Raw genomic sequence first — 25978 nt, forward strand, 5'->3', positions numbered from 1 at the left:
TACTAGTAGATATAGAGAACCCCTCAAAATAGATGTACGTGTCCTGTGAGCGATTCCGGACGGAACTCAGGGGAACTGAGATCGGGATCACACCGCCAAGGCTTCACGTGGTTCATGAAGTAATCAGCACCAAGGCGCAAAGGCCAAGGCGGCCCAGGAAACCTGTACAGGATGAATGGAAGGCGCCCCGGCGGTCCGCAGGAAGGCATTCACCAAGTGTTACCCCGGGCAGATCGCAGCCAGAGGGGCCCGCCTGGCGGCCGTAGGGGCGGCGACTCGCTCTGCGTGTGGAAGCTGGACCGCTTTGCGCGGTCCCTCATCGACCTGGTGGCAATGGTGGACGGGCTCGCAGAACGAGGCATCGGCTTCAAGGTGCTGACTGGCGCACTGGCCAACATCGACCCGAACACTCCGGATGGCCGTCTGATGCTCCAAGTGATCGGAGCCATGGCGGAGTTCGAGCGTTCTCTCATCCGGGAGCGCACCAAGGCCGGGCTGGAAGCGGCCAAGGCCCAGGGACGAACTGGCGGACGCCCCACAGTCATCACTGACGACATGCTCACAGTGGCCAAGGCACGGAAGGGCAAAGGGGAAAGCGTCAGCGCCATCGCCAAGGCCCTTGGAGTCTCAAGGGCCACCCTGTACCGGTACCTCGGTGAGAGCACCTGAGGCAGGCTCGCAGGCGTCAACCCGCTCGACCGCCCTGGGAGGGGCCAGCCACTCACGGCCCCCATGCTCAGGCGCCAGAAAGGCCACAGACCGTTTGCGGCGCTCCTGCGGAGGTTCCGATGGGTCCTCATAGTCAGGGATGACGTCACGCAGGATTCCGATCCGTCCGGCCGCATCCTTCACTCTGGAGCCGATATCTCGCGCCGTGATCACGTCGAGCACTTCTCGTAGTGGCGATAGACCACGATGGGGGCGCCTGGCTGACGCTCCAAGCGGCCACGACGTACCCGCTCAAGGGGCTTGATCTGCTTCAAGCAAGCTGGGCATGTCTCGCCCCTGGGCGCATAGGTCACGTACTCCCACTGGCTTGCGTCTGTATCTGCTGCTACATGGATCACCACGTCCGGCCCTCTGCTCTCCCTCACTGAGAGGCTTCATGGTCCGGCCGGCAGCCAGGACGGGGGAACCTCGCACATTCCCCACTCTGGGACGTCCTGATGGGGGTAGAACGTCCCTATGGCTGGCAATGAGCGCCTGCGGGCAACGATGACTTCCAGGGGTTGGACACACTCGACTCTTGCTGAAGCCTCTGGAGTTGACCCCAAGAGTGTTGAGCGATGGGTGAACCTCGGGAGGGTGCCCCGGAGGGCAACCGCTATGAAGGCTGCCGAGGTCCTGGGAGAGGACATACACGCGCTGTGGCCCGCGTTGAGGCAGGCTCGGTCGGCACGGGCCGTGAGTCCCGAACTGGTGGCCCTCTACGAGCAGCGGGCAGACCTCCCCGTATCGGTGTTCGTCGACCTTCTGTCGTCAGCTCAAGAGCGGGTCGATGTCCTGGTCTATGCGGCCGTCTTCCTGCATGAGGCGTATCCCCGGCTCAATGACCTCCTCAGGGAGAGGGCGGAGGCCGGATGCCGAGTGCGCATCTGCCTGGGTGACGCCGACTCGCAAAACGTTCAGCTCCGGGGCCAGGAGGAGAGGTTCGGGCACGGCATTGAATCGCGGTGCCGGCTGGCGCTCCTTCACTACCGGTCGCTTGTCGACGTCTCCGGCGTGGAGATCAGGACCCATGGAACGACGCTCTACAACTCGATCTACAGGGCCGACGACCAAGCCCTGGTCAATGCCCATGTGTGGGGCGTGAACGCATACGGTGCGCCGGTGTGGCACCTGCGACGCACTGAGGGCGGGACCATGTTCGACACCTACGCCGAGAGCTTTGAGTCCGTGTGGTCGACGGCCCAGGAGGTCAGCTAGTGGCACGCACTGAGTATTTTGATGATCCGGACGCCCCAAAGCCGAACAGCATGGTTGTAGCGGCATCTGCCGTGGTGACCGACGACAAGGGCCGCATCCTGCTTCAGAGGCGCTCAGACAGCGGTCTGTGGGCTTTGCCTGGCGGAGGCATGGAGATGACCGACAGTCTGCCCGGAACGGCCGTCCGAGAGGTCAAGGAAGAGACCGGCCTGGACGTAGAGATCACTGGGCTCGTCGGGACGTACACCGACCCCCGGCACGTCATCGCGTACACCGACGGAGAAGTACGCCGACAGTTCAACGTGTGCTTCCGGTCCCGCATGGTGGGCGGGACCCTGGCCGTCTCGGATGAGTCTCTGGAGCTCCGCTGGGTGGACCCTGGAGCTCTCGGTTCCCTGGACATGCACCACACACAACGGCTGAGGCTGGCTCACTTCCTGGAGGACCGGGAGAGCCCCTACCTCGGGTAGCGCAGCCTTCAGCTGGTCGCCCTCCGCCTGCGCCTGATCAGGGCATCCAGTGACCAGTAGGGCGCCCCGGCCAGCACGAGCGGAACCCAGCAAAACATGTACGGGAGGTCGTTGCCGTAGTAGTAGGGGGTCACCGCCCAGGACACGGTGAGCCACAGGCTGAGCGAGATCAGGGCCCCGCCGACGGCCGCGATCCGGGTCAGCAGTCCGGCCAGGACCCCCAGGCCGACCAGGAGTTCCCCGATGGCCAGGGCCACGGCGAAGCCGACGGGAGCCTTCAGGGCGAGGTCCACCATGGCCGGGATCGCCGAGGTGTCGCGCACCCCGTGCATCAGCTCGCCGATGGAGCCGCTGCCGGTGGCGGAGAGGAAGGCGGAGTCGGTCAGCTTGTCCAGGCCGGCGTAGACGAAGGTCACGCCGAGGAAGATCCGCAGGGGCAGGAGCGCGTGGCGGGCGGCGAGCTCGCGCAGGCCGCGCAGGCCGCTCGCTCCGGTGGGAGCGTCAGGGGCGCCGGAGGGGACGTCAGTTCGGGTCACGCGCTATGTGTACCCGCTTCACTCCGCCACGTCGATGGTGCACCGGTTGGATTCCACCCCCGCGGCGGTGACGACCTGGATCTCGATCCGCCCCGGCTCCACTTCCGCCGGGACCGGCACGGTCAGCACGGCGTCGGACGGGTTGGTGAAGCCGCCCGCCACCGGGACCAGCGGTACGTGCACATGGACCGCACCCACCCGGACCACCAGCCGGGCCAGCATCTCCGGCGTCTGCGCCCCCGGCGGGACGAAGCCCACTCCGCGGATCTCGATGTCGTCCCCGGGGCGGATCGCCGCGTCCAGATCCCCGGGCTCGCGTCTGCGCACCACCGACAGGACCAGCGGGCGGCTGCCCTCGGCGTACTTCGCCGCCAGGTACACGGCCGCCGACAGCGCCACCAGCAGCGCCAGCGCCCACGGCAGCGCCGGCAGCCGGTCCGGGAACCGGGCCAGCGAGACCCCCGCGAAGCCCAGCACCACGGTGGAGACGAGTACGTACTGGGCGTCCGGGAAGGAGCCCCGGCCCGCGTCGTCCGTCAGCAGGTCCGCCCCGGACGGCCGGTCCGCCGGCAGCTTCTGCAACCGCTGCCCCATGATCCGTACGGAGACCACCCGGCGCACCAGCACCGCGACCCCCGAGGTCAGCCCGAGCACCGCCAGCAGCGGCAGCGCCCGGTCGAGCGCGAACCCCTCGTACAGCGCCTGACGCTCGGGTCCCGGCGAGGAGGCGGCCAGCCGCAGCGCGGGCAGCAGCGTGGCGAAGGCGGTGAGCACCAGCCAGGCGCTCGGCACCGCCTTCGAAGTGGACAGCCGGTTGTCCTCGCCGACCAGCGGGGCCAGCAGCCCGCCCCGGAGCGTCTGCGCGCGGGCCGCCACCGTCAGCAGGGCGGCCAGCACGAGCGCGGCCAGCAGCCCGGCGGTGCGCGCCGTGGACCAGCCGGTGCCGAGCGCGGTGCCGACCTGGACCAGGAGCAGCACCCCGGCGGCGATCCACACGGCGAGGACGGCCCGCCGGGAGAACAGGTAGAGCCAGGAGCTGCCCGCCTCCCGGCCCCGGTCGGCGACCGTCCGGGCCGACAGGGTCAGCTCGTCGGAGACCCACTGGCGGGAAGCTCCGAGGGAGTGGGCCACGGCGGCCGGTACCCCCTGCCCGGAGGCGAACTCGTCGCGCTTCGCCAGGAACGCTGCGACCGCGCGGCGGTGCCCCTCTCGTGTGCAGTCCTCGCAGGCGCAGGCCGCGGTATGGGTGCTTCTGGACATCTCTTGGACAGCCACGAACGTGCCGCCTCTCTGAACTTCGGTGCAATGCCAGCGAATTGTGCACCACTGCGGCAGTGTTCCGGATTGCGCACGATGTCAGAGCAGGTGATTAACCGTTCATGATGTTGACGGACCCGCTCCGGGGGTCTCCAGCAGCGGCTGGCAGTTCGCCCAGGCCGCCAGGTCCGACCCGAACCGCTCCCGGGTCGCGAGCGCACCGTGGTGGCTGATGAGCACCGCTTTCCCGGCCGCCCGCGCGATCAGCTGCACCTGCGCGGCCCGCTCCGCCGCGATGAACCACCACGCGGCGGCCTCCACCGAGTCGCCGACGGTCAGCAGCCCGAGGTTGCGCAGCACCAGCGCCTTGTAGGGGCCGAGCGCGGCTGCGATCCGCTCGGCGTCCGCGTCCCCACCGCCGGCGGCCCCGCCGCCCGAAAACTCGTCGAGCAGCGCGTGGTCCTCGTAGAAGGCGCAGGCCTCCTGGGTGACGGGGGCGAGGAGTTCGCCGAGCGCGGCGAGCGCCCTGCCGTACGGGGCCTGCGTGCGCACGACGGCCACCACGGCGGGCCGGGCCCGGTGGACGGCCGCGTGCACGGCGAAGGCCAGCTGGTTGACCCTGCGCTCCCCCTGGCGGACCCGGCCCCCGCCGTCGACCAGCAGCAGGTCGTCGGGGCCGATCCCGGCGAAGGCCCGGCCGAAGGGGTTCACCCAGTAGCAGTCCTCGAACTCCGGGTCCCGGGCGCTGACGTGCCCGCCCACCCCGTCCTCGTACCCGAGCCGCCCCAGCAGCCGCAGCACCCCGGCGAGCCGCTCCTTGCGGTGCGCGCGCTCCTGCCCGACGGTGGCGAACACCGGCGGCATCTCGAAGCCCAGCCGCTCGACGGGCACGGGTGCGGGTGCGAGTGCGGGTGCGGGTCGCTCGGTCATGGGCCCTCCTTCAAGGTCGCGGCGCAAAGTACCGGCGACCGGCCGAAGAGGCCATACACGCGGCGAGGCCGCCGCTCCCTGCGCGGGAGCGGCGGCCTCTTCACGCTTTTCCAGAGCCGCGACCGGCGGGGCGAGTGGGGTCCTACTCCCACTCGATGGTGCCCGGGGGCTTGCTCGTGCAGTCCAGGACCACGCGGTTCACGTCCGGCACCTCGTTGGTGATGCGGGTGGAGATCCGCGCGAGCACCTCGTACGGCATGCGCGTCCAGTCCGCGGTCATCGCGTCCTCGGAGGAGACGGGGCGCAGCACGATCGGGTGGCCGTACGTACGGCCGTCACCCTGGACGCCGACGCTGCGGACATCGGCCAGCAGGACGACCGGGCACTGCCAGATCTCGCGGTCCAGGCCGGCCGCCGTGAGCTCGTGGCGGGCGATGGCGTCGGCCTCGCGGAGCAGGTCCAGGCGCTCCTTGGTGACCTCGCCGACGATGCGGATGCCGAGGCCGGGGCCGGGGAACGGCTGGCGCTGGACGATCTCGGCGGGCAGGCCGAGCTCCTGACCGACCATCCGGACCTCGTCCTTGAACAGCTGGCGCAGCGGCTCGACGAGCTCGAACTCGATGTCCTCGGGGAGTCCGCCCACGTTGTGGTGGGACTTGATGTTGGCCGTGCCGGTGCCGCCGCCGGACTCGACGACGTCCGGGTACAGGGTGCCCTGGACCAGGAAGGCCACCGCCGGGCCGTCCTCCTGGAGGATCTCCAGCTGGGCCTGCTCGAAGACGCGGATGAACTCGCGGCCGATGATCTTGCGCTTGGTCTCCGGGTCGGAGACGCCGGCCAGCGCGTTCAGGAAGCGCTCCTGCGCGTCGACGACCTTCAGCTGCACACCGGTGGCGGCGACGAAGTCCTTCTCGACCTGCTCGGTCTCGCCCTTGCGCATCAGACCGTGGTCCACGTACACGCAGGTGAGCTGCGAGCCGATGGCCTTCTGCACGAGGGCCGCGGCGACCGCGGAGTCCACGCCGCCGGACAGGCCGCAGATGGCGCGCTTGTCGCCGACCTGCTCGCGGATGAGGGCGACCTGCTCCTCGACGATGTTGCCGGGGGTCCAGGTGGGCTGCAGGCCCGCACCGCGGTAGAGGAAGTGCTCCAGGATCTGCTGGCCGTGCGTGGAGTGCATCACCTCGGGGTGGTACTGCACGCCGTAGAGCTTCTTCTCGTCGTTCTCGAAGGCCGCGACCGGCACGACGTCGGTCGACGCGGTGACGGTGAAGCCCTCGGGAGCGGCGGAGCAGGCGTCGCCGTGGGACATCCACACCGACTGGTTCTCGGGGGTGCCCTCGAAGAGGGTGGATCCGGCCTTGGAGACGGCCAGCGGGGTGCGGCCGTACTCGCGCGAACCGGTGTTGTCGACGGTGCCGCCGAGGGTGACCGCCATGAGCTGGAAGCCGTAGCACATGCCGAAGACGGGGACGCCGGCCTCGAAGATCGCGCCGTCGAGCTGGGGGGCGCCCTCCTCGTACACGGAGGACGGGCCGCCGGACAGGATGATCGCCTTCGGGTTCTTGGCGAGCATCTCGGCCACGGGCATCGTGCTGGGCACGACCTCGGAGTAGACCCGTGCCTCGCGGACGCGGCGGGCGATCAGCTGCGCGTACTGGGCGCCGAAGTCGACGACGAGAACCGTGTCCGGGGCGCTGTCGTGGGTGGCGAAGGTGGCTTCTGGCACGGGGCAGGCCTTCCGGCGGAAAGAGGGGGTTGTTTTGTCGATTCTAACGGGGGACGGATGCCCCTCTTCGTCTCACCGTCCGAACCGGCTTGGCACGGAGCGGGACAGAGGGTCATAATCCCTCCATGCGCAAGCAGCTGAGCTTCCTCTTTACCTATGGCACCGGCCGGTCCGGTCGCCATGGGTCATCGTGATGCTCGCTTGAGCCACTGACTTCCCAGAGCGCCCCGGTCCGACAGGACCGGGGCGCTCCGCGTTTCCCGCTCCGGTCGGACCCTCCCTCCCCACCCACCCACACCACAGGAGACCGACCATGACCACGATGACCACGACCACCGCCACCGCCACCGCCACCGCCACCGCCACCGCCGACCAGCTGATCGCCGGTTCCCGCGAGCGGATCGACGCCATCGACGACCGGATCATCGGCCTGATCCAGGAACGGATGGCCGTCTCGACCGTCATCCAGGAGGCCCGGATCGGCTCGGGCGGGCGCCGGGTGCACCTGTCGCGGGAGATGGAGGTCCTGAACCACTGGAGCGACGCCCTCGGCAAGCCCGGTACCGCGCTCGCGATGACCTTGCTGGAGCTGTGCCGCGGCCGGGTCTGAGGCCCGCGGCGGCGGCCGTGACGCCTGTTCGTCACCCGTCCGGACCGTGACCGCCCCCACGGCCCTTCGTTGATGCGGATGACCGTGCCAGCCAGGTGCGGGACCGCAGCACCACGCGTGGCTCCGCTGGAGCGATGAGACGCACCCCCTGCGGGGGCGTGCGTCGTGGGACCTCGCTCCTTCATGTGACCGGACGGCAGGGGACAGCAGCCCGGTCACCACACAAAGGACGGCCGGCCCGGGGGACGCCCCGGACCGGCCGTTCTTCTGTTTCCCCCGTCGGTCCCCCGCCTACGCCGTTACGCGCGGCCCGTGGCCCGACGGCGGAAGGCCAGGAACACCGCGCCGCCGGCGGCCACGAGCGCCGCACCGGCGATCAGGAGCGGCCCGGTGGCGGCGCCGGTCTCGGCGAGGCCGCCGTTCGGCGTCTTGCCGTTGCCCGTACCGGCACCCGGGCTCGGAGCGGTGCTCGTACCCGGCGTGGCCGCCGGGGACGTGGGAGCCGTCGGCGTCGGGCCGGCGGTGGTCGGGGGCGCGGTCGGCGTGGGAGTGGTGTCCTTGCCGTTGATCACGAAGGCGGCCTTGTTGTTGGCGTGGTTCGGGTCCCAGGACTGCGGGGTGGTGCCCTCGTCGGACCACTGCCCGACCGAGACGGAACCGGTGGCGGACGCCACGACCTTCTCGATCTTCAGCTCGAACGGGAAGCCGAACTCCTGCTTCTCACCGATGACGTGCGAGGTCGTGCAGAAGTAGCGCGGGGCGCCCAGCTTCTCCTCGCGGTGATCGCCCTGCGCCGTGGCGGCACTGCAGTGCTCCGGCACCTTGGTGACCTTGGCCCCGGCCGGGATCACGATGTCCGTCAGGGCGACGTCCTCACCCGAGCGGAAGTGGGCGATCCACGCCGGACCCTCGTTGCGGAAGCCGAGCCGGGCCTTGACCGTCTCGCCCGCCTTGCCCTTCAGCGAGGTGTCGGTGGCCACCAGGTCGGCGGTGTTCTTCACCGAGAAGTCGAACTCGTGCCGGTTGTTCCACGGGTCCAGGTCCGCGGCGCGCGGCGCGGCCTTGGCCGCGCGCGTCTTGAGGCCCAGCTTCTTGCCCGTGCGGGGGGTGCTGAACTTCTGCGTGGACTTCGGCTGGGAGCCGGCCTCGTGCACCCCGTAGATCAGTCCTTCGATGAAGGCGTGCGGAGCGGCCTCCAGGGTCAGCGCGCCGGCGATCTCCCAAACCTCGCCCGGCTTGATCTCGTTGTCGAACGTGCACACCGTCGTGGACCAGCCCTTGTTCCAGGGCTTCCCGGTGGTGTCGTTCTCGCTGGTGGCGCAGTTGTCGTACTGCTCGACCAGCCCCATGCCGTGCGTCGTGTTGAGCTCCAGCGCCACGCCCTTGACCGACTCGGTCCCCGTGTTGCCGAAGACGATCGGGAGCGGCTGGGTCTCGCCCGGAGTCAGCGCCGCCTTGAGGGCGGCCTCCTCCATCACCAGGTCGGGACCGCCGATCCTGACCTTCGTGGTGGTGGGCTCGAAGGTCGCGCCCTCCGCCGCGCCGGTCATCGTCAGGTCGACGACCGTGCCGGGCTTGCTGCCCTTGGCGGCCGTGAGGTCCAGGGCCCCCACCCAGTCCTCGCCGGTCGAGATGCCCCAGGGGTCGTCACAGGTGACCGTCGTCACGGTGAGGGTGCAGCGGCTGGACTGGCCCTCGGCGAGCGCGACGTCCGCGACGCCCTTGAGCGGGGCGAGGTCGACCGTGAAGGTGCTCCGGCGCCGGAACTCGCTCCCGGTCGGGTTCTCGACCCGGAAGTCGACCGTGGCCTTCTGCGGCTCGCCGCCGTCCCCGGCGTGCGGGCGCAGGCCGATCTCCGCAGGGCTGGTGAGCGTGAACACCGGGTCCGCGGCGTTCGCGGGGGCGGCGGCCAGACCGACGGCCACCAGGCCGGCTGCCGCCAGCAGGGAGATGCGCTTTCTCATGCCGGTCCTGACCCTTGAGGGCCCTTCCTGGTTGTGCTCTTCACCGTGTGACGGACGCCACACCTCCATCGCCGGATTCCCCTACAACCATCCGGGCCGGGCGGATGTCTTGCATGTAGTTCGGCGGGTACCGCGCTCGGAGGGGGAGTGCGGTGCCCGCCGAAGTCATTCGGCGGGCACGCGGTGCCGCTGACTCCCCGGTCGCCGTACGGCGGCTGTTCGGCGGCTATTCGACGGGGGACGCCGAGCGCGGCGGGACCTGCGGTACCGCCAGGAACGGCAGGCGCAGCGCCCCGAAGGCCTCCTTCGGCACCGCCGGGCGGACCGGTTCCACGGCCGTCAGGCGGGTGTAGGCCGCCCCCTGCTCCGGGCGCGGATCGCGCTCGCCGTTGTTCGGCCAGTAGGACATCGCCCGTTCCGCCTGCGCGGTGATCGTCAGCGACGGGTTGACCCCGAGGTTCGCGGAGACCGCCGAGCCGTCCACCACCGAGATGCCCGGGTGCCCGTAGAGCCGGTGGTACGGGTCGACCACGCCCTCCTCGGGCGAGGCGCCGATCGGGCAGCCGCCGAGGAAGTGCGCCGTCAGCGGGGTGCCCATCAGCTCGCCGATGTTGCTGCCCGGGAATCCGTTGATCTCCTCGGCCAGCAGCGTCGCCGCCCGCGTGGCCTCGGCGATCTGTACGGGGTTGGGCGCTCCGTGGCCCTGCCGGGCGGTGAGCAGCCCTTTCCCTATGCCGCCGGGCTTGCGGTAGGTGGTCAGGGAGTTGTCCAGGGACTGCATGACCAGGCCGATGATGGTCCGCTCCGACCAGCGCCGGTTGGACAGCGAGCGCAGCAGTTGCACGGGGTGCCGGGCGGTGCGCCCGAACCAGGCGCGGACCCGGTGGCCGGAGTAGGGCACCTGGAGGATGGTCATGAACCCCATCGCGTTGGAGCCCTTGCCGTAGCGCACCGGCTCGATGTGCGTGTCGGCGTTGGGGTGCACCGAGGAGGTGATGGCCACGCCCCGCGTGAAGTCGGCCCGCTTGTCCTTGCCGTGCCGCTTGCGGTACCGGCGGTCATCCGTCTGAGCCCCTACGAGGCCTTCGGAGTTGGTCCGGGTCAGATCGCCGAGCCGGTCCGAGAGGCGGGGCAGCTCGCCGAGGTCCTTCATCGTGTGCAGGAGGGTCTGGGTGCCGTACGTGCCCGCCGCGACGACCACGTAGCGGGCGCGCAGCACCGTGGGCTCGGCGCTGCGGCGGCCCTCGGTGGGGACGGTGCGGACCCGGTAGCCGCCGTCGGGGTGGTCGGAGAGGGCGGTGACCGTGGTCATGGGGTGGATGACGGCGCCGGCCCGCTCCGCGAGGTGCAGGTAGTTCTCGTTCAGGGTGTTCTTCGCGCCGTGCCGGCAGCCGGTCATGCACTCCCCGCACTCGGTGCAGGCCTTGCGGGCGGGGCCGGCGCCGCCGAAGTACGGGTCGGCGACCTCGTCGCCGGGGCGGACCTTGCCCTGGCCCTCGGCATCGTCGCCGTCCCCGAAGAAGACGCCGACCGGGGCCATGTGGAAGGAGTCCGCGACGCCCATCTTGGCGGCGGCCGCCTTGAGGTGGACGTCGGAGGGGGTCGTCGTCGGGTTGAGCCGGACCCCCAGCATCCGCTTGGCCTGGTCGTAGTAGGGGGCGAGCTCGTCCTGCCAGTCCGTGATGGACGCCCACTGCCGGTCCTCGAAGAAGGCGGTGGGGGGCACGTAGAGGGTGTTGGCGTAGTTGAGGGAGCCGCCGCCGACCCCGGCGCCCGCGAGGACCATCACGTTGCCGAGGAGGTGGATGCGCTGGATCCCGTACAGGCCGAGGGCCGGGGCCCACAGGTAATTGCGCAGGTCCCAGCTGTTCTTCGGCAGGCTCTCGCGGGTGAACCGGCGCCCTGCCTCCAGGACGCCGACCCGGTACCCCTTCTCGGAGAGCCGCAGCGCCGAGACCGACCCTCCGAAACCCGATCCGATGACGATGACGTCGTAGTCGTACGACACTGCGGTGCCTCCCGAACGGAACGGACTGACGGAACGGACTGGGCCGTCTAGCGGAGCCGGAACGCCTTCATGACCTGGAGGCTGCGGGTCATGAACGCCGCGTACTTCTCGTCGTCCATCCCGAACGAGGGCCCCATCGGCAGCAGCCGCTGGTGGGCGACGGTCTGCGCCTCGGTGTACTTGAGGATGCCCTCGGAGCCGTGGCGGCGGCCGAGGCCGGATTCCTTCATGCCGCCCATGGGCGCCTGGGCGCTGCCGTAGGCCGGGGCGTACCCCTCGTTGATGTTGACGGTGCCGGTGCGCAGGCGGGCCGAGACGGCGTGGCCGCGGCGGGCGTCCTTCGTCCACACGCTGGAGTTCAGGCCGTAGGGGGTGCCGTTGGCCTCCTCGATGACCGCGTCCTCGTCGGTGAAGCGGTAGATGGAGACGACCGGGCCGAAGGTCTCCTCCCCGCACACCGCCATCGCGGTCTCGACGCCGTCGAGGATGGTCGGCTCGTAGAAGAGCGGGCCGATGTCGGGGCGGGCCACGCCGCCGGTGACGAGGGTGGCGCCCTTGGCGACGGCGTCGTCCACGTGCCGCTGTACGGCGGACAGCTGGCGTTCGCCGGCCAGGGAGCCCATGTCCGCGCCGTAGGCGAGGGAGGAGCCGAGGCGCATGGCCTTGGTCCGGGCGGCGAACCGGGCGACGAACTCGTCGGCGATCGAGGCGTGCACGTACAGCCGCTCGATGGAGATGCAGAGCTGGCCCGCGGAGGAGAAGCAGGCGCGGACGGCGCCGGCGGCGGCCTTCTCCACGTCGGCGTCGCGCAGGACGAGCATGGCGTTCTTGCCGCCGAGTTCGAGGGAGGCGCCGACCAGACGGGCGGCCGCGCCCTGGGCGACCTCGCGGCCGGTACGCGTGGAGCCGGTGAACGAAACGTAGTCGGCGTACCGGACCACCTCGGGGCCGACGACCGGGCCCTCGCCTATGACGATCTGGAACACCTCGGCCGGCAGGCCCGCCTCGATCATCAGGTCGCGGGCCCACAGGGCGGTGAGCGCGGTCTCGGTGTCGGGCTTCATCACGACGGCGTTGCCCGCGACGAAGGCGGGCAGGGCGTCGCCGATGGACAGTTCGAGGGGGTAGTTCCAGGGGGCGATCTGGCCGATGACCCCGCGCGGCTGGCGCAGCTCGGTGACCTTGGTGAGGGTGGGCATGGCGCCCGTGTGGCCCTTGGGGCGCAGGTACGAAGGCGCCTTGCGGCCGTAGTGCCGGGCCGCGATGGAGACGGCCTGGACCTCCTCGTGGGCGTGCAGGCGGGCCTTGCCGGTCTCCAGCTGGATCAGGTCGAGCACCTCGGCCTGCCGGGAGAGGACCAGGTCGTGGAAGCGCAGCAGCACGGCGGCCCGCGCGCGGACGGGCACGGCGGCCCAGGCGGGCTGCGCGGCGCGGGCGGCGGCGAAGGCCGCCTCCACGTCCTCGGGGGTGGACTCGGGGAGCTCCGCGAGGCGGTCCCCGGTGAAGGGGCTGTGGTTGGCGGTGCGGCCGGAGCCGGCCACGCCGCGGGTCAGCCGGGCGACCAGTTCGGGGGTCACCACGTCGGCGGCGCTCCGGGCGCCGGCCGGGGCGGGGGCGACCGGGTTGGTGGGCTGCGGGGCGCTGCGGAGGGGGGCCGGGGCCTGCGTGTCCGTCATGGCCGTGAGCGTATTCCGCCCGGGGGTGCTTTGGGTACCCGCCGGTAACCGGATTTTGCCATTTCTGCCAGTGATCACTGGCGGGATGGCGGAATCCGGGCCCCGCGGCGCGGTCTCAGCCGGGCCGGGTCGGGCGCCGGCGGGGCGGGGACTCGGCGGGGGCGGGGACTCGGCGGGGCGGGGACTCGGCGGGGCGGGGCCTCAGCGGGGCGGGGCCGGCGCCCAGCCGCTGAGCACCACGTCGAACTGCTCCCGGGTCGTGTCCCAGTCCGAGACCGGACCCGACATGTACACCGCGTACTCGGTGCCGTCCGGCGCGTAGTACATCTGCTCGATGGCCTGCCGGGGACCGGGGAACGCCCCGGTCTTCTCCGTCCAGACGAACTCCCACAGGGCGGACTTGACCTGCCCCCGGAAGGTGTTCGGGCGCAGGATCCGGCGCACGTAGTCGGAGCGCTTCTGGACCTGCTTCTCCAGGTCCAGCAGGTGTGCGTACGGGTCCTTGAACGTCGGCTCGCGGTCCACCGCGATCCGGATGAAGTGCTTGCCGCCGTCCTTGGTGTAGTCGATCTGCGAGCCGTCCTCCCTGCGCTTCCAGCCCTCCGGAACGAAGAGGGTGAAGCCCTCCTTGTCGACCACCTTCGTCCAGCCCGCCGGCGGAGCCTTCTCCGTCTGCCCCTTGGAGTCCACGCCGCCGGAGGCGGCACCGGCCGACGGGTCCGGCGAACCGGCCGTCCGGCCCGGGATCCCGCCGGCCGTTTCCGCGTCGCCGGTGTACTTCAGGATCCCGAACACCCCGCCGCCACCGAGCAGCGCCGCCACCACGGCGACGACCGCGGCGCGCCTGAACCGGCCGGGGGCCCCGGTGTCCCGCGGGCCCGGCCCGGCCGGCGCGCCCGGCCCGGCCGGCGCGCCCGGTCCGGCCTCGGACCGGGCGACGAGCACCGGCTCCTGCCTCGTCTCCGGGGCCCGGCCCTGCTCCTGCCCCTGCTCCTGCTCCGGCCCCTGGCTCTGGCTCTGGCCCCGACCCTGGCCCGGCTCTCCGTCGCCGGGCAGCGCGGTCGTGTCCCCCGCCTCGTTGCGGGCTGCGACCAGCTCCTCGGAGCCCATCGCGCGCGTGGGTACGTACGCCTGCGCCGCCCTCGGCTCGCGGCCCTCCATCGCCTGCAGCAGCATCTGCTCGGCCTCGTCGGCCGACGGCCGCTTCGCCGGGTCCTTGCGCAGCAGCGCCGTGATGACCGGGGCCAGCGCGCCCGCGTGGGTCGGGGCGGGCGGCTCCTCGTTCACCACGGCCTGGAGGCTGGAGATGGGCGAGGTGCGGCGGAAGGGCGAGCGGGCCTCGACGGCCGTGTACAGCGTCGCGCCGAGCGACCACAGGTCGGAGGCCGGGTCGGGGGACCCGCCGGTGACCCGTTCGGGGGCCAGGTAGTCGATGGAGCCGACGAGTTCGCCGGTGCGGGTGATGGAGGAGTCGCCCTCGATCGCGGCGATGCCGAAGTCGGCGAGCATCACCCGCCCGTCCTTGGCGAGCATCACGTTGCCCGGTTTCACGTCCCGGTGCAGGACGCCGACCGCGTGGGCGGCGCGCAGCGCACCGAGGACGTGCAGCCCGATCCGGGCCGCCTCACGGGGTTCGATCCGGCCGGCGGACTTCGCCGCGTCCGCGAGGGAGGGGCCGTCGATGTACTCCATGACGATCCAGGGCCGGTCGTCGTGTTCCAGTACGTCGTGGACCGTGACGACCGCCGGATGCTGGATCCGGGCCGCGGCCCGGGCCTCCTTCTGCGTCCGGGCGTGCAGGACGTCCCGGTCGGCCTGGGCGACGTACAGGCCCGCCGTCAGTTCCTTGACGGCGACCGTCCTGTGCAGCAGCTCATCGTGCGCGCGCCACACCTTGCCCATGCCGCCCCTGCCGATGGGCTCCACGAGCCGGTACCGGCCCGCGAGCACCGCACCCGCACCTGTCTGCTGTTCCACGAAACCCCGCCGCCGCTCTGTGCACTTCCGGTCAGACTACGGAGATCCCCGGCGGCGACGGAACCACTCGGCGGCGGTTGGGCCGCACTGTGACGCAATCGCCGTACTGATACCGCGTCAGCCGCCGCTCTTGTAGCTGGCCGTCGCCTGCTCGAAGGTTTCGGTGACCTTGCCCTCCTGGTCCTGGGGGCCGGTGACCATGACCACGTGGTAGGAACCTCCGAGCGCGACGACGAAGTTGCGGGCCACGACGGAGCGGCCGTTGCCGTCGATCCACGTGTACCGGCCGGTGACGCGGAGCTGGTTGCCGACCTTGGTGGACTTGATGTCGCTGACGCTGGACCAGGTGGAGGAGCGGTACGGAGCCAGCTCGGGCTCCTTGTCCTTCTGGTAGGTGGCCGGGTCGGGGTTGCCCTCGACCTTGTCCCGGCCGGGGACGACGGTCAGGACGAAGGCCCCGTCCGTGTAGCGGACCTGACCGGACTCGTTCATTCCGCGGCGTTCCCAGCCGTTCGGAACGTTGATCGAGAAGTGCTCGGCGTCCTGCTGGGCCGTGTACCCGGACGGAGCGGGGGCGTTGGTCTGCGGAGCCGGCTTGGACTCGGGCGGGTTCGCGGAGGGGCTCGGAGCCGGTGCGGACCCGCTCTGCTTCGGGCTGGGGCTGCGCCCCGGGCTCTGCGACTGGGTCGCGGCGGGCTGCTTCATGCCGGCGGCCTTCTGCCCGCCTTGCGGATCGGCGGAGCGGGGCATGAAGAACAGGGCGTAGGCCACGGCTCCCGAGAGCAGGACGAGGATCCCGAGTAACAGGGAACGCCCCAGCGAGCGCGGCTTGCGGGGGTGTTCGGCGCTGCGGTGCCGGCCGTGCAGGTCGGCGCGTCGCCGTACGACGGGCAGCCTGGCCGGATCCTCCACCACCGGGGGCAGCATCGCGAAGCCGCCGTCGGGCTCCGGAGCGGACCGCACGAGGGAGCGCAGCCAGCCGCGGAGCTCCTCGAAGTCGGGGCGCTCGGTCGGGTCCTGGCGCAGCAGGGATTCCACGATCGGGCGCAGCGGGCCGCACTCCTCGGCGAAGGCGGGGGGCTCGGCGCAGACCATCTCCACGAGCTCGGCGACGCTGTCCTCGGGGTACGGGGCATGGCCCTGTACGGCCCGGTACAGGAGCGCGCCGAGCCCCCAGAGGTCGGTGGCCGGCCCGACCGGCGCGGCCAACTGCCACGGCCCGTGCACGGCCTGCGCCTGCTCGGGAGCCCACCGCTCGGTGACGGCCCCGACCACGGCCATCCGCGTCTGCCGGGCCCGCTCGGCATCGAGCCCGCTCCGCGGCCCACTCCCCCACCCGCCAACCCCACCACCGGCCCGCCCACCACCCCCGGCCGGGTTCCGGACACCGCCCTGCGGACCGGTCTGGCCGGGGCCGCGGGGCGCGGAAGCCGCGTACCCGGTGCCGCCCTGCGGACCGCCCTGCCCGTGCTCCCGGGTCGCGGGAACCGCCGTGTACCCGGCACCGTTCTGTGGACCGGCCTGCCCGTACCCAGCAGCCCCGGCCGCCGCCCCGTATCCGGTGTCGCTCTGCGTACCGCCCGGCCCGAGCTGGGGCTGCCCGCCGTACCCGGCGGCGTCCCGCGCAACCGGCTGACCGAAGCCCGCCTGATCCTGATCCGGGCGGCCTGGACGCGGCGAAGGCTGCCCGTGGCCGGGGCCGGGCACCGCCCGGCCGCCCTCCGCCTGCCCGGGTGCCTGGCCGTCGCCGGGGGTGTCCGCCTGCTGGTAGCCCTGGGGGAGGGCGAGTTGCGCCGGCAGCACGGCGCGGGCCGGCGGCTCCGCCCCGGCCGGGGGCAGGGCCTGGCGGCGCGGGGTGGCACCGTGCCAGGTCGCGCCGCTGTCCGGACCGCCGTACGGGTACGAGTACCCCTGCGGCAGCTTCGACCCCTCCGGCCTCGGCTCCGCTTCCGACTCCGGCGCGGGCTCCGAACCGGCCTTGCGCTGCTCGGTGATCCGCGCGGCGGCCTGGGCCCCGGCCCGGTACGCGGCGATGGCCCCGGCCCGCGCGGCAGCCTTCAGATCGGGCCGATCCCCGGCGACACCCGGAGTCCCGGGGCCACCCTGAGTCCCTGGAGTCCCGAGGGCGCCCTGGTTCCCGGGAGTCCCCGGGGTACCGGAAGGGCCAAGAGTGCCGGATGCACCGTGAACGCCAGGCGCACCGGCAACGCCGGAGGCGCCAGAAGTCCCGGGCGCACCGGAACCGTCAGAAGCGCTGGCAACGCCGTGACCGCCGGGCGTACCGGCAACGCCGGAGGCACCGGGAGCACTCGCAGCGCCGGGGGTGCGGGAGGTGCCGGAGCCACCATGAACGCCGGGGGTACCAGGGGTACCGGAGGCACCGTGAACGCCGTGGGCACCGGGCCCGCTCGGAGCGCCTGGGCCGGCGTAACCGCCGGGAGCACTCGCAGCGCCGGGGGCGCCGGAAGTACCGGATACATCGGGACCGTTCGCGGTCCCGGGGCTTATGTGGTCCCGGTAGCGCGGCCCGGTGTCGTACCCCGGAGCCACGAGCGGCGCGTACTCCGCCGCGTTCCCGCCCCTCTGAGCGGCCGTACCCGTACCCGCCCCGCCGTCCCGCGCGGACCGCTCCGCGTCCCCGCCCCCGTACAGGTCGTCGTACCGATCGCCGGGCTCCCCGCCCCGCTGCCCGCCAACCGCACCGGGCCCGACCCCCTGTCCGTACCCGGCATCCACCGCCGTCCCGCCCCAAGCCCCGCCCGGGGAACCACCGCCGTACCCCGCGCCGCCACCCGGCCCAGCCGGGGCTGCGCCGCCATACCCCGCGCCCGCCACCGGCCCGGCCGAAGCGTCGCGGCCGTACCCGTCCACCTGCCCGCCGCCGTACCCGCCACCGCTCTCGGGCCGGCCCGCCCCGAACCCGGCGCCGGCAACCGGTTCCCCGCCCGGCCAAACCGCCGCCACCGCCGAGTGGCCCGTGCCGTCCTGCGGGGGAACCGGGTCGTACCCGCACAGGGCGTCTTCCGCCGCTCCCGCCGCCAGGCCCGTCAGGACGACCCGCCCGTCCTCGCAGATCAGCACCGTCCGCATGGTGATGTTCCGGTGCGTCCAGCCGTGCGCGTGCAGCACCCGCAGAGCGGTCAGCACGTCCGCCGCCACCTCCGCCGCCCGGTACGGGCTCAGCGGTTCGTCGGCGATCAGCGCCGCCAGCGGTCGGGCCGGGACGAGTTCGCTCACTATCCAGAGCGACCCGCCCTCCGCGAACACGTCGAAGACCTGATCCAGCCGTGGATGGTCCGGCACGGACGCCGCTGCCTGCGCCGCCTCGATCGCCCTGCGCACGGCGGGCAGTTCGGCGTGCGGGAGCCGCCGGCCGCCGGCGGCGGGCGGGCCGCCCCGCGTGCCGTCCAGCAGCTCCGCGTCGACGACCTCCGGCAACGGCACCTGCCGTACGAGGACTTCCTGACCGCTGCGCGTGTCGAAGGCCCGGGTCTCGATCAGTTCGTACGCATCGGACGGCGGCAACGGCAGACGGTAGCGCTCGGCCAGGATCCGGCCCGCGTAGTCCTCCACATCGCCTCCCCCGAGAGCTGCGGGCCCGTCCCCCAGGCCCCGCTGACACGATACGACGCCCGGGGCGCCCGCGTCCCGGCCCTGGCGAGGCTGACACGAGCTCGCCCGGAACCCGCGTCAGCCCAGCGGCTGGAAGGTGTCGAACGCCGTGGTGCGCAGCTGCCTACACTCCTCCGCGTCCCACTGGTCGGCGCGGCAGGTGATCATGATGGCGTAGCCGTGCTTCGCGTCCATCCTGAACCCGCGGTCGAGCACCCGGACCCGCTCGCCCCGCTGGTCCCGCTCGAACTCCCAGTCCGCGACGGTCGGGTACCCGCGGTACTCGACCTTCTCGAGGCGCAGCAGCTTGTAGTTGCTACTGCTGCCCGCCACGCTCGGAGCCAGTTCCAGCCAGGCGGCGCGGGCGTCGTCCTTCGGCGAACTGTTGAAGTCGATCTGCACGCGCGGGAAACCGCCGTCGCTGCTGTAGATGACGCCGTCGTTCTTCCCTATCACGCCGGTCTGCTTGAAGCTCGCGGGCAGACCCATCGCGAAGTGGAACCCGGGGTCGTTGACCTGCGCGTACCCGGGCGGGAGCCCGGGCAGGGCGCCACCGGGCGTGGCCCCCTGACCCTGGCCGGGGTTGGTGCCCGAACCGGGCGACTGGCCCGGGTCCGGGGACGCGGCCCCGCCGGAGCCCTCGCCGGTCTTCGGCGAGGGGGAGGGCGAAGGCGAGGGCGCGGGCGCCGACGGGGCCGACGAACCGGGCGCGGGGCTCGACGCGGCGGTCTTGCCGCCGCCCTTGCCGTCCTTCGGGGTACCGCCGTTCTCGTCGTCGCCGCTCACGGCGTACGCGACGATCGAGCCGATGACGGCGAGCGCCATGACCACGCCGGCTATCGCGAGCGCGATGGTGCGGCGCGGCACGACGTCGGTGAGCGGGGCGGCCACGGGCGCCGGGCGCGGCTTCGGGGACTCGGCCGCGGTCGCGGCCGTGGCGGCGGCCGCGGCGGCAGCGCTGGCGGCCGCCTCCTTGCGGGCCGACTTCAGCGCCGCGCGGGCGCGCTCGCGCTGCTCGCGCTCACGGCGCTCGCGTTCCTTCTTCTCCGCCTTCTCGGCGGCCTTGGCCGCCTTGTCGGCCGCCGCCTTCTCGGCGGCGTCCCGGGCCTCGGCGAGCGATATCTGCCGGGTCTCCTCGACGTCCGGGGCCGGTACGGGGGCCGGCGGCTCGGGTGCTTCGATCACGGCGGTGAGCAGCACCCGTGCGCGCTCGTCGTCGAGCCGGTGGGCGGGGTCCTTGACGAGGAGGCCGTAGATGACCTCGGTCAGCGGGCCCGCGTTCTTGGGCGGTTCGACGGGCTCGGTCATCACCGCGGTGAGCGTCGCGAGGGCCGACCCCTTGTCGTACGGGGGAACCCCCTCGACCGCGGCGTACAGCAGGCCGCCGAGCGACCACATGTCCGCCGGCGGGCCGGGGCGCTGGCCGCGGGCCCGCTCGGGCGAGATGTACGAGGGCGCGCCGACGAGCATGCCGGTGGAGGTGACGGAGGGGTCGCCCTCGACCTGGGCGATGCCGAAGTCGGTGAGGACCACGCGGCCGTTGCCGCGGTCCGCGAGGAGCACGTTGGAGGGCTTCACGTCCCGGTGCAGGATGCCCTGGCGGTGGGCGGCCCGGAGTACGTCGAGCACGGCGAGGCCGACTTCCGCGGCCCGGCGGGGGGTCAGCGGGCCGCTCTCGCGGATGAACTCCGCGAGCGAGGGGCCCTCGATGAGCTCCATGACGATCCACGGCCGGCCGTCTTCGTCGACGACGTCGTAGACGGTCACCGCGCCACCGCTGCGGATCCGGGCGATGGCCTTCGCCTCGCGGAGGGTGCGGGTGATCAGGCGGCGCTTCTCGTCCTCGTCGACGCCGCTGCCGAAACGGAGTTCCTTGACGGCGACGGTGCGGCCGAGGGTCTCGTCCTCGGCGCGCCAGACGGTACCCATGCCGCCCTTGCCGAGGACGTCCCCGAGCCGGTACCGGCCCGCGAGCAGCCGGCCCTCGTCGTGAGCGCCCTCTCCCGCCTTGGCCGCGGCGGCCTTGACGGCGGCGGCCACCTCGTCGGCCTTGCTCACCGCGACGGGCTTCGCGGCCTCGTCCCCACCGTCCGCGCGCACGACGGCAGCCTTGCGCAGCTCCGCCTTCACGCCGACGGGCTTCGCGTCTTCAGACCCGGCAGCCTTCACACCCTCGGACGCACCCGTCCCACGGACGGGCTCCGCCCCCTTGGCCTCGCCCTTCCCCTGAACAGGCTTCGCATCCTCGGGCTCGGCCTGCCCCTGGACAGGCTTCGCATCCTCAGGCTCGACACCCGCACCCGCAGCCTCGCCCGGCTTCGCATCCACAGGCTCGGCCTTCGCACCGGCAGGCTTCGCGTCCTCGGGCTCGGCCCCACGGGCAGCCTTCGCCGCAGCCGCCTTCCGCGGCGCAGCCTTCCGCGGCTCCGGCTCCGCCGCGGAAGCGCCCGGCTTCGCGGCGGCAGCCCGCTTCGCGGCTCCCGCCGCAGGCGGCTTCGCCGGAGACTTCGGTTCCGTCGGGGGTGACGCCGGAGGCACCGGCGATCCCGTCCCGACAGACGGCTCCGGCGACTCGGTGTGCTCCGGCTTCGACATGCGTCCCCTCTGCGTTCGTGCCGCCTGCTCCGGTTGCCCTGGCAGCGGCCGGGGTGCCCGGTAACCCGCCCCGGCAGAACCCTCATTGTCCCTTACTCCGCAACGGACGGGAGCCCCGGGTCCGCGGTTCCGCCCGCGAAGTGACGGAGTTACAACGGGACGATGTCCGGCGCCCCCAGCCTCGCCGCGTCCGCCGTCTGATCGTCCGGCTGACGCTGCGACTCCCGCTCCGCCTGCACCCTCTTCTCGTAGTGTTCCACTTCCTTCTCGATCTGCTGCTCGTCCCAGCCCAGGACCGGAGCCATCAACTCCGCACACTCGCGCGCCGATCGCGTCCCGCGGTCGAAGGTCTCGATCGAGATCCGCGTCCGCCGGGTCAGCACGTCGTCCAGGTGCCGCGCCCCCTCGTGCGAGGCCGCGTAGACCACCTCGGCGCGGAGGTAGTCGTCGGCGCCCGTCAGCGGCTCCCCGAGCGAGGGGTCTTCGGCGATCAGCGCCAGCAGTTCCTCCGTCAGCGAGCCGTACCGGTTCAAGAGGTGCTCCACCCGCACCACATGGAGCCCGGTCCGCGCGGCGATCCGCGCCCGGGCGTTCCACAGGGCCCGGTACCCCTCGGCCCCGACCAGCGGCACGTCCTCCGTCACGCACGGCGCGACCCGCTGGTCGAGGCCGTGCACCGCCTCGTCCACCGCGTCCTTGGCCATCACCCGGTACGTCGTGTACTTGCCGCCGGCGACCACCACCAGCCCCGGCACCGGGTGCGCCACCGTGTGCTCGCGCGAGAGCTTGCTCGTCGCGTCCGACTCCCCGGCCAGCAGCGGCCGCAGGCCGGCGTAGACCCCCTGGACGTCGTCCCGGGTGAGCGGGACCGCCAGCACCGAGTTCACGTGCTCCAGCAGGTAGTCGATGTCCGCGCTCGACGCCGCCGGGTGCGCCTTGTCCAGGTCCCAGTCGGTGTCCGTGGTGCCCACGATCCAGTGCCGGCCCCACGGGATGACGAAGAGCACCGACTTCTCGGTCCGCAGGATCAGCCCGGTCGAGGAGTGGATCCGGTCCTTGGGAACGACGAGGTGGATGCCCTTCGAGGCCCGTACGTGGAACTGGCCGCGCTCCCCGATCAGCGCCTGGGTGTCGTCCGTCCACACCCCCGTGGCGTTGACGATCTGCTTCGCCCGGATCTCGTACTCCCCGGCACTTCCCCGCCCCCCTTCCACATCCCGCACCCGCGCGCCGACGACCCGCTCGCCCTCCCGCAGGAAGCCGACGACCCTCGCCCGGTTGGCGCACTGCGCCCCGTACGCGGCGGCCGTCCGGACCAGGGTCGCCACGTAGCGCGCGTCGTCCATCTGGGCGTCGTAGTACTGCAGGGCGCCCACCAGGGCGTCCTTGCGCAGCGCCGGTGCGATCCGCAGGGCGCGCTTGCGCGAGAGGTGGCGGTGCGTCGGCAGCCCGCGCCCGTGGCCGCTGGAGAGCGACATGGCGTCGTACAGCGCGACGCCCGAACCGGCGTAGAACCGCTCCCACCCCTTGTGCTGCAACGGATAGAGGAACGGCACCGGCTTCACCAGGTGCGGGGCGAGCCGCCCCAGCAGCAGGCCGCGCTCCTTGAGCGCCTCCCGCACCAGGGCGAAGTCGAGCATCTCCAGATATCTGAGCCCGCCGTGGATGAGCTTGCTGGAGCGGCTGGAGGTGCCCGAAGCCCAGTCCCTCGCCTCCACCAGCCCGGTCGCCAGGCCCCTGGTCACGGCGTCGAGGGCGGTACCGGCTCCCACCACGCCGGCCCCGACCACCAGCACGTCCAGCTCCCGCTCGGCCATCCCGGCGAGCGCCTCGGCCCGCTGCACGGGCCCCAGCGAGGCCTGCCCGCCACCACCCCCCATCCCCGCACCCATCCCCATGCCCGTCGCCGCCCCCGACCCCTTACCTGCCGCTGCGCCCGTCCCTGCCCCTGTCCCAGTCCTCACGGCTGCCTGCCTCCCGTTGACGCGGGTCGCCCCGTCCGCCCTGTGCGGTCATCCCACCCGTTGTGGGTGATCCCGCTCACATCGCCCGTTCATGATTCTCACCGGCCGCACCCACATCAGCCACCGGCTGTGGATAACACGGCGGCGGCCAAGACCTCCGAATACGACATATCTGTCATATATACGCCTAGTCTGACATTGCGCCAGATTTCCTCCGCCACAGGACTTGCGCGCTCCGCCCCCTCATGCATGTCAGGGAAGGGAAGGGACGGCACCCCCATGCCCGCAGATCTCGCCGTCATCGGACTCGGCCATCTCGGCCTCCCGCTCGCCCAGGCAGCCGTGGCCGCCGGGATCGAGACGGTCGGCTACGACAGCGGTCCGGCTACGGACTCCACCCTCACCGCCGCAGAGATCCGCCGCATGTCGGCGGCCGGCTTCCGGGTCACCACCAACCCCGTCGAACTCGGCCGGGTCCGCACGGCCGTCATCTGCGCCCCCACCCAGCTCGGCGCCGACCGCGCACTCGACCTGTCCGCGGTCGGCGAGGCGGGCCGCACGCTCGCCGCCCGACTGCGCCCCCACACCACCGTCATCCTCGAATCGGCGGCCCACCCCGGCGTCACCGAGGACTACCTGCGCCCGATCCTCGAATCGGGATCCCGCCTGCGCGCCGGCCGGGACTTCCACCTGGCCTACTCCCCCAGCCGCCTGGACCCCGGCAACCGCACGCACGGCATCTCCAACACCCCCAAGGTCATCGGCGGCCTGACCCCCGCCTGCACGGAGTCCGCGCACGCCTTCTACGCCCGCCTCACCGAGAAGGTGGTCCGCGCCCGCGGCCTGCGCGAGGCCGAGACGGTCCAGCTCCTGGAAACCAACTACCGACACGTCAACATCGCCCTCATGAACGAGATGGCCGTGCTCTGCCACGACCTCGGCGTGGACCTGTGGGACGTCATCCGGTGCGCCGAGACCAAGCCGTACGGGTTCCAGGCCTTCCGCCCCGGCCCCGGAGTCGGCGGCCACGGAGTCCCCCTCGACCCCAACTACCTCCCCCACACCACCCGCACCCCGGGCCACCCGCTGCGCATGGTCGGTCTGGCGCAGGAGATCAACGACCGGATGCCGCAGTACGTCATCCAGCGCAGCGCCACCCTGCTCAACGAGCACGGCAAGTCCGCGCGCGGCGCCCGCGTCCTCCTCCTGGGCGTCACCTACAAGCCGGACCTCGCCGACCAGGAGGGCTCCCCGGCGCGCGAGATCGCCAGCCGCCTCCTCGACCTCGGCGCCCTGATCAGCTACCACGACCCGTACATCGCCGGGTGGCGCGTCAGGGACCAGCCCGTCCCCCGTGCCGAATCTTTGTACGAGGCCGCCGCCAACGCCGATCTGACGATCCTGCTCCAGCACCACCGCACCTACGACCTGCAAGGCCTGGCGGTCAAGGCCCAGTTGCTCCTGGACACCCGCGGCGCCAGCCCGGCGGGCGCCGCACACCGTCTCTAGCCCGTGCCCCGCAGGCACGGACCGCCCGCCCGAAACCCCTCCACGGATGTCACAGGCTGCTGCTAGCCTGCGGCGTCTTATCTCGTGCATACACCCCCACGTCAGCCGTGCGGGCCCCGTGTGCCCAAATCCCTGGGGGGGATTTCTCCATGAGCCAGCAGTTCCCGTCGCCCACGCCCGACTCCACCACTCCCGCGCCCGACGCCGCAGCGGCCGACTACCGCTACCCGGGCCCGTCCGGCGCCGACTTCCTCCAGGCCCAGGCTCCGGCCCCGGCGCGCCCCGCCAACGTGGGCCTCGGGATCGCCGCGGCCGTGGGCGCCGCCCTGGTCACCGCCGCCCTGTACGGAACGATCATCGGCCTGAGCGGATACCAGATCAGCTACGCGGCCGTCGGCGTCGGCGCCGCGGTCGGCTTCGCCGCCGGCAAGTTCGGTGGGGCCAACCCCCTCCTGCCGGTGTTCAGCGCCCTGCTGTCCCTGGCCGCCATCTTCGCGGGCCAGATCCTCGGCATCGCCATGTACAACGCGGACGACCTCGGTGTGAGCACCCTCGACGTGCTCAACCTCGGCACTTCCCTGCTCGTCGACGCCTGGAAGGAAGACTCGGGCCCGATGACGTACCTGTTCCTCGCCTTCGGCGGCTACACCGCCTTCCAGTCGGCCCGCAAGGCCGCCTGACCCCTCGGTTCCACACGGCCCGGCCCCGGACTCCGCCCAGGACTCCGGGGCCGTCCGCGTACCCGACCCCCGCGGCTCCGCGACTCCACGGCTCCGAGCAGGCAGGCCCTTGATCACGCGCGGCCGGAAACCTGTCTTCCGCACGCCCCCCGGCCCTATGATCCGCGCGTGTCCCCGAACCTCCCGAACACCCAGAACACCCAGAACACCCCGAGCCGCCCGAACACCTCGCGCCCCCCGCACCCCGCGCGCTCCGAACCCGCCGCCTGGTTCACCGTCCTGCTGTGGGTGCTCGGCCTCCCCGGGATGCTCGCCCTCGCGTGGGTGGTCCTGGCCGGCACGTTCATGGGCGACCGGCACGGCCAGCTCGCCCGGGACGACGCGTACTCCCTGGTGCCCTGGCTGCTCCTCGCGGCGGCTTTCCTCGTCCCGTGGGCCATCTGCGTGAACCGCCGGACCAAGGGCAAGAACTGACCGGCGCCCCGGCCGCACCCCCGGTACGCCTGAGGCCCGGCTCCCCAGAGGGGAAGCCGGG

At 72.2% G+C, this 25978-nt stretch carries 18 protein-coding genes; 7 read left to right on the forward strand and 11 right to left on the reverse strand.

Annotated features, from left to right (window positions below; all coding sequences use genetic code 11):
* Positions 1 to 171: 171 nt before the first annotated feature.
* The 3 genes from AC3IX6_RS13935 to AC3IX6_RS13945 all read left to right on the forward strand — a co-directional run bounded on the left by AC3IX6_RS13935 (position 172) and on the right by AC3IX6_RS13945 (position 2396).
* Positions 172 to 669 (forward strand): recombinase family protein, encoded by a 498-nt coding sequence (locus tag AC3IX6_RS13935; RefSeq protein ID WP_489370437.1) that lies wholly within the window; start codon positions 172 to 174, stop codon positions 667 to 669.
* A 546-nt stretch (positions 670 to 1215) separates the two neighbouring features.
* Positions 1216 to 1926 (forward strand): DUF5919 domain-containing protein, encoded by a 711-nt coding sequence (locus tag AC3IX6_RS13940; protein ID WP_489371445.1) that lies wholly within the window; start codon positions 1216 to 1218, stop codon positions 1924 to 1926.
* Complete coding sequence (locus tag AC3IX6_RS13945) at positions 1926 to 2396, forward strand: NUDIX domain-containing protein (RefSeq protein WP_489370438.1); 471 nt, start codon at positions 1926 to 1928, stop codon at positions 2394 to 2396. Before AC3IX6_RS13940 ends, AC3IX6_RS13945 begins: the two co-directional genes overlap by 1 nt.
* An 8-nt stretch (positions 2397 to 2404) precedes the next feature.
* Here AC3IX6_RS13945 and AC3IX6_RS13950 read toward each other — a convergent pair whose 3' ends face one another.
* The 4 genes from AC3IX6_RS13950 to guaA all read right to left on the reverse strand — a co-directional run bounded on the left by AC3IX6_RS13950 (position 2405) and on the right by guaA (position 6848).
* The gene (locus tag AC3IX6_RS13950; protein WP_489370439.1) at positions 2405 to 2932 is read right to left on the reverse strand and encodes a DoxX family protein; all 528 of its coding nucleotides are present in this window, start codon (positions 2930 to 2932) and stop codon (positions 2405 to 2407) included.
* 18 nt (positions 2933 to 2950) lie between these two features.
* Positions 2951 to 4207 carry a hypothetical protein gene (locus AC3IX6_RS13955; RefSeq protein ID WP_274549130.1) on the reverse strand — a complete coding sequence of 419 codons (1257 nt, stop codon included), beginning with the start codon at positions 4205 to 4207 and terminating at the stop codon, positions 2951 to 2953.
* 102 nt (positions 4208 to 4309) lie between these two features.
* Entirely contained in the window at positions 4310 to 5119 is an 810-nt protein-coding gene (locus AC3IX6_RS13960) for a class II aldolase/adducin family protein (RefSeq protein WP_489370440.1), read from the reverse strand.
* A gap of 142 nt (positions 5120 to 5261) precedes the next feature.
* Positions 5262 to 6848, reverse strand: coding sequence for a glutamine-hydrolyzing GMP synthase (guaA, locus tag AC3IX6_RS13965; protein WP_250744099.1), 1587 nt, complete (start codon positions 6846 to 6848; stop codon positions 5262 to 5264).
* Positions 6849 to 7161: 313 nt separating this feature from the next.
* On the opposite strand from guaA, the gene AC3IX6_RS13970 reads away from it, so the two are divergent.
* Positions 7162 to 7458, forward strand: a complete 297-nt coding sequence (locus AC3IX6_RS13970; protein ID WP_489370441.1) for a chorismate mutase — start codon at positions 7162 to 7164, stop codon at positions 7456 to 7458.
* Positions 7459 to 7757: 299 nt separating this feature from the next.
* Here AC3IX6_RS13970 and AC3IX6_RS13975 read toward each other — a convergent pair whose 3' ends face one another.
* The 7 genes from AC3IX6_RS13975 to AC3IX6_RS14005 form a co-directional block, all read right to left on the reverse strand.
* Complete coding sequence (locus AC3IX6_RS13975; RefSeq protein WP_489370442.1) at positions 7758 to 9422, reverse strand: LPXTG cell wall anchor domain-containing protein; 1665 nt, start codon at positions 9420 to 9422, stop codon at positions 7758 to 7760.
* 226 nt (positions 9423 to 9648) lie between these two features.
* Entirely contained in the window at positions 9649 to 11430 is a 1782-nt protein-coding gene (locus AC3IX6_RS13980) for a GMC oxidoreductase (protein ID WP_489370443.1), read from the reverse strand.
* A gap of 47 nt (positions 11431 to 11477) precedes the next feature.
* Positions 11478 to 13106 (reverse strand): succinic semialdehyde dehydrogenase, encoded by a 1629-nt coding sequence (locus tag AC3IX6_RS13985; RefSeq protein WP_489370444.1) that lies wholly within the window; start codon positions 13104 to 13106, stop codon positions 11478 to 11480.
* Between the two features lie 201 nt (positions 13107 to 13307).
* On the reverse strand, positions 13308 to 15083 hold the full coding sequence (locus AC3IX6_RS13990; protein WP_489370445.1) for a serine/threonine-protein kinase: 1776 nt from the start codon (positions 15081 to 15083) through the stop codon (positions 13308 to 13310).
* Positions 15084 to 15200: 117 nt separating this feature from the next.
* Entirely contained in the window at positions 15201 to 18656 is a 3456-nt protein-coding gene (locus tag AC3IX6_RS13995) for a protein kinase (RefSeq protein ID WP_489370446.1), read from the reverse strand.
* 117 nt (positions 18657 to 18773) lie between these two features.
* Positions 18774 to 21290 carry a serine/threonine-protein kinase gene (locus tag AC3IX6_RS14000; RefSeq protein ID WP_489370447.1) on the reverse strand — a complete coding sequence of 839 codons (2517 nt, stop codon included), beginning with the start codon at positions 21288 to 21290 and terminating at the stop codon, positions 18774 to 18776.
* A 149-nt stretch (positions 21291 to 21439) separates the two neighbouring features.
* Positions 21440 to 23170: a glycerol-3-phosphate dehydrogenase/oxidase gene (locus AC3IX6_RS14005; RefSeq protein WP_489370449.1), complete on the reverse strand. Its 1731-nt coding sequence runs from the start codon at positions 23168 to 23170 to the stop codon at positions 21440 to 21442.
* 363 nt (positions 23171 to 23533) lie between these two features.
* On the opposite strand from AC3IX6_RS14005, the gene AC3IX6_RS14010 reads away from it, so the two are divergent.
* The 3 genes from AC3IX6_RS14010 (at position 23534) to AC3IX6_RS14020 (ending at position 25917) form a co-directional block, all read left to right on the forward strand.
* Positions 23534 to 24763, forward strand: coding sequence for a nucleotide sugar dehydrogenase (locus tag AC3IX6_RS14010; RefSeq protein ID WP_250744114.1), 1230 nt, complete (start codon positions 23534 to 23536; stop codon positions 24761 to 24763).
* A gap of 149 nt (positions 24764 to 24912) precedes the next feature.
* On the forward strand, positions 24913 to 25443 hold the full coding sequence (locus AC3IX6_RS14015; protein ID WP_489370450.1) for a hypothetical protein: 531 nt from the start codon (positions 24913 to 24915) through the stop codon (positions 25441 to 25443).
* 168 nt (positions 25444 to 25611) lie between these two features.
* A complete protein-coding gene (locus AC3IX6_RS14020; RefSeq protein ID WP_489370451.1) occupies positions 25612 to 25917 on the forward strand; it encodes a hypothetical protein in 306 nt (101 codons plus the stop codon).
* Positions 25918 to 25978 lie beyond the last annotated feature (61 nt).

The sequence above is a fragment of the Streptomyces sp. GL_141 genome (assembly GCF_057834385.1).

What these genes read in the sequence shown, in the direction of transcription:
- AC3IX6_RS13935 (WP_489370437.1), top strand. Translation starts at nt 172, where the DNA reads ATGAATGGAAGGCGCCCCGGCGGTCCGCAGGAAGGCATTCACCAAGTG.
- AC3IX6_RS13940 (WP_489371445.1), top strand. Translation starts at nt 1,216, where the DNA reads ATGACTTCCAGGGGTTGGACACACTCGACTCTTGCTGAAGCCTCTGGA.
- AC3IX6_RS13960 (WP_489370440.1), bottom strand. Translation starts at nt 5,119, where the DNA reads ATGACCGAGCGACCCGCACCCGCACTCGCACCCGCACCCGTGCCCGTC.
- AC3IX6_RS13970 (WP_489370441.1), top strand. Translation starts at nt 7,162, where the DNA reads ATGACCACGATGACCACGACCACCGCCACCGCCACCGCCACCGCCACC.
- AC3IX6_RS13975 (WP_489370442.1), bottom strand. Translation starts at nt 9,422, where the DNA reads ATGAGAAAGCGCATCTCCCTGCTGGCGGCAGCCGGCCTGGTGGCCGTC.
- AC3IX6_RS13985 (WP_489370444.1), bottom strand. Translation starts at nt 13,106, where the DNA reads ATGACGGACACGCAGGCCCCGGCCCCCCTCCGCAGCGCCCCGCAGCCC.
- AC3IX6_RS14000 (WP_489370447.1), bottom strand. Translation starts at nt 21,290, where the DNA reads ATGTCGAAGCCGGAGCACACCGAGTCGCCGGAGCCGTCTGTCGGGACG.
- AC3IX6_RS14005 (WP_489370449.1), bottom strand. Translation starts at nt 23,170, where the DNA reads ATGGGGGGTGGTGGCGGGCAGGCCTCGCTGGGGCCCGTGCAGCGGGCC.
- AC3IX6_RS14010 (WP_250744114.1), top strand. Translation starts at nt 23,534, where the DNA reads ATGCCCGCAGATCTCGCCGTCATCGGACTCGGCCATCTCGGCCTCCCG.
- AC3IX6_RS14015 (WP_489370450.1), top strand. Translation starts at nt 24,913, where the DNA reads ATGAGCCAGCAGTTCCCGTCGCCCACGCCCGACTCCACCACTCCCGCG.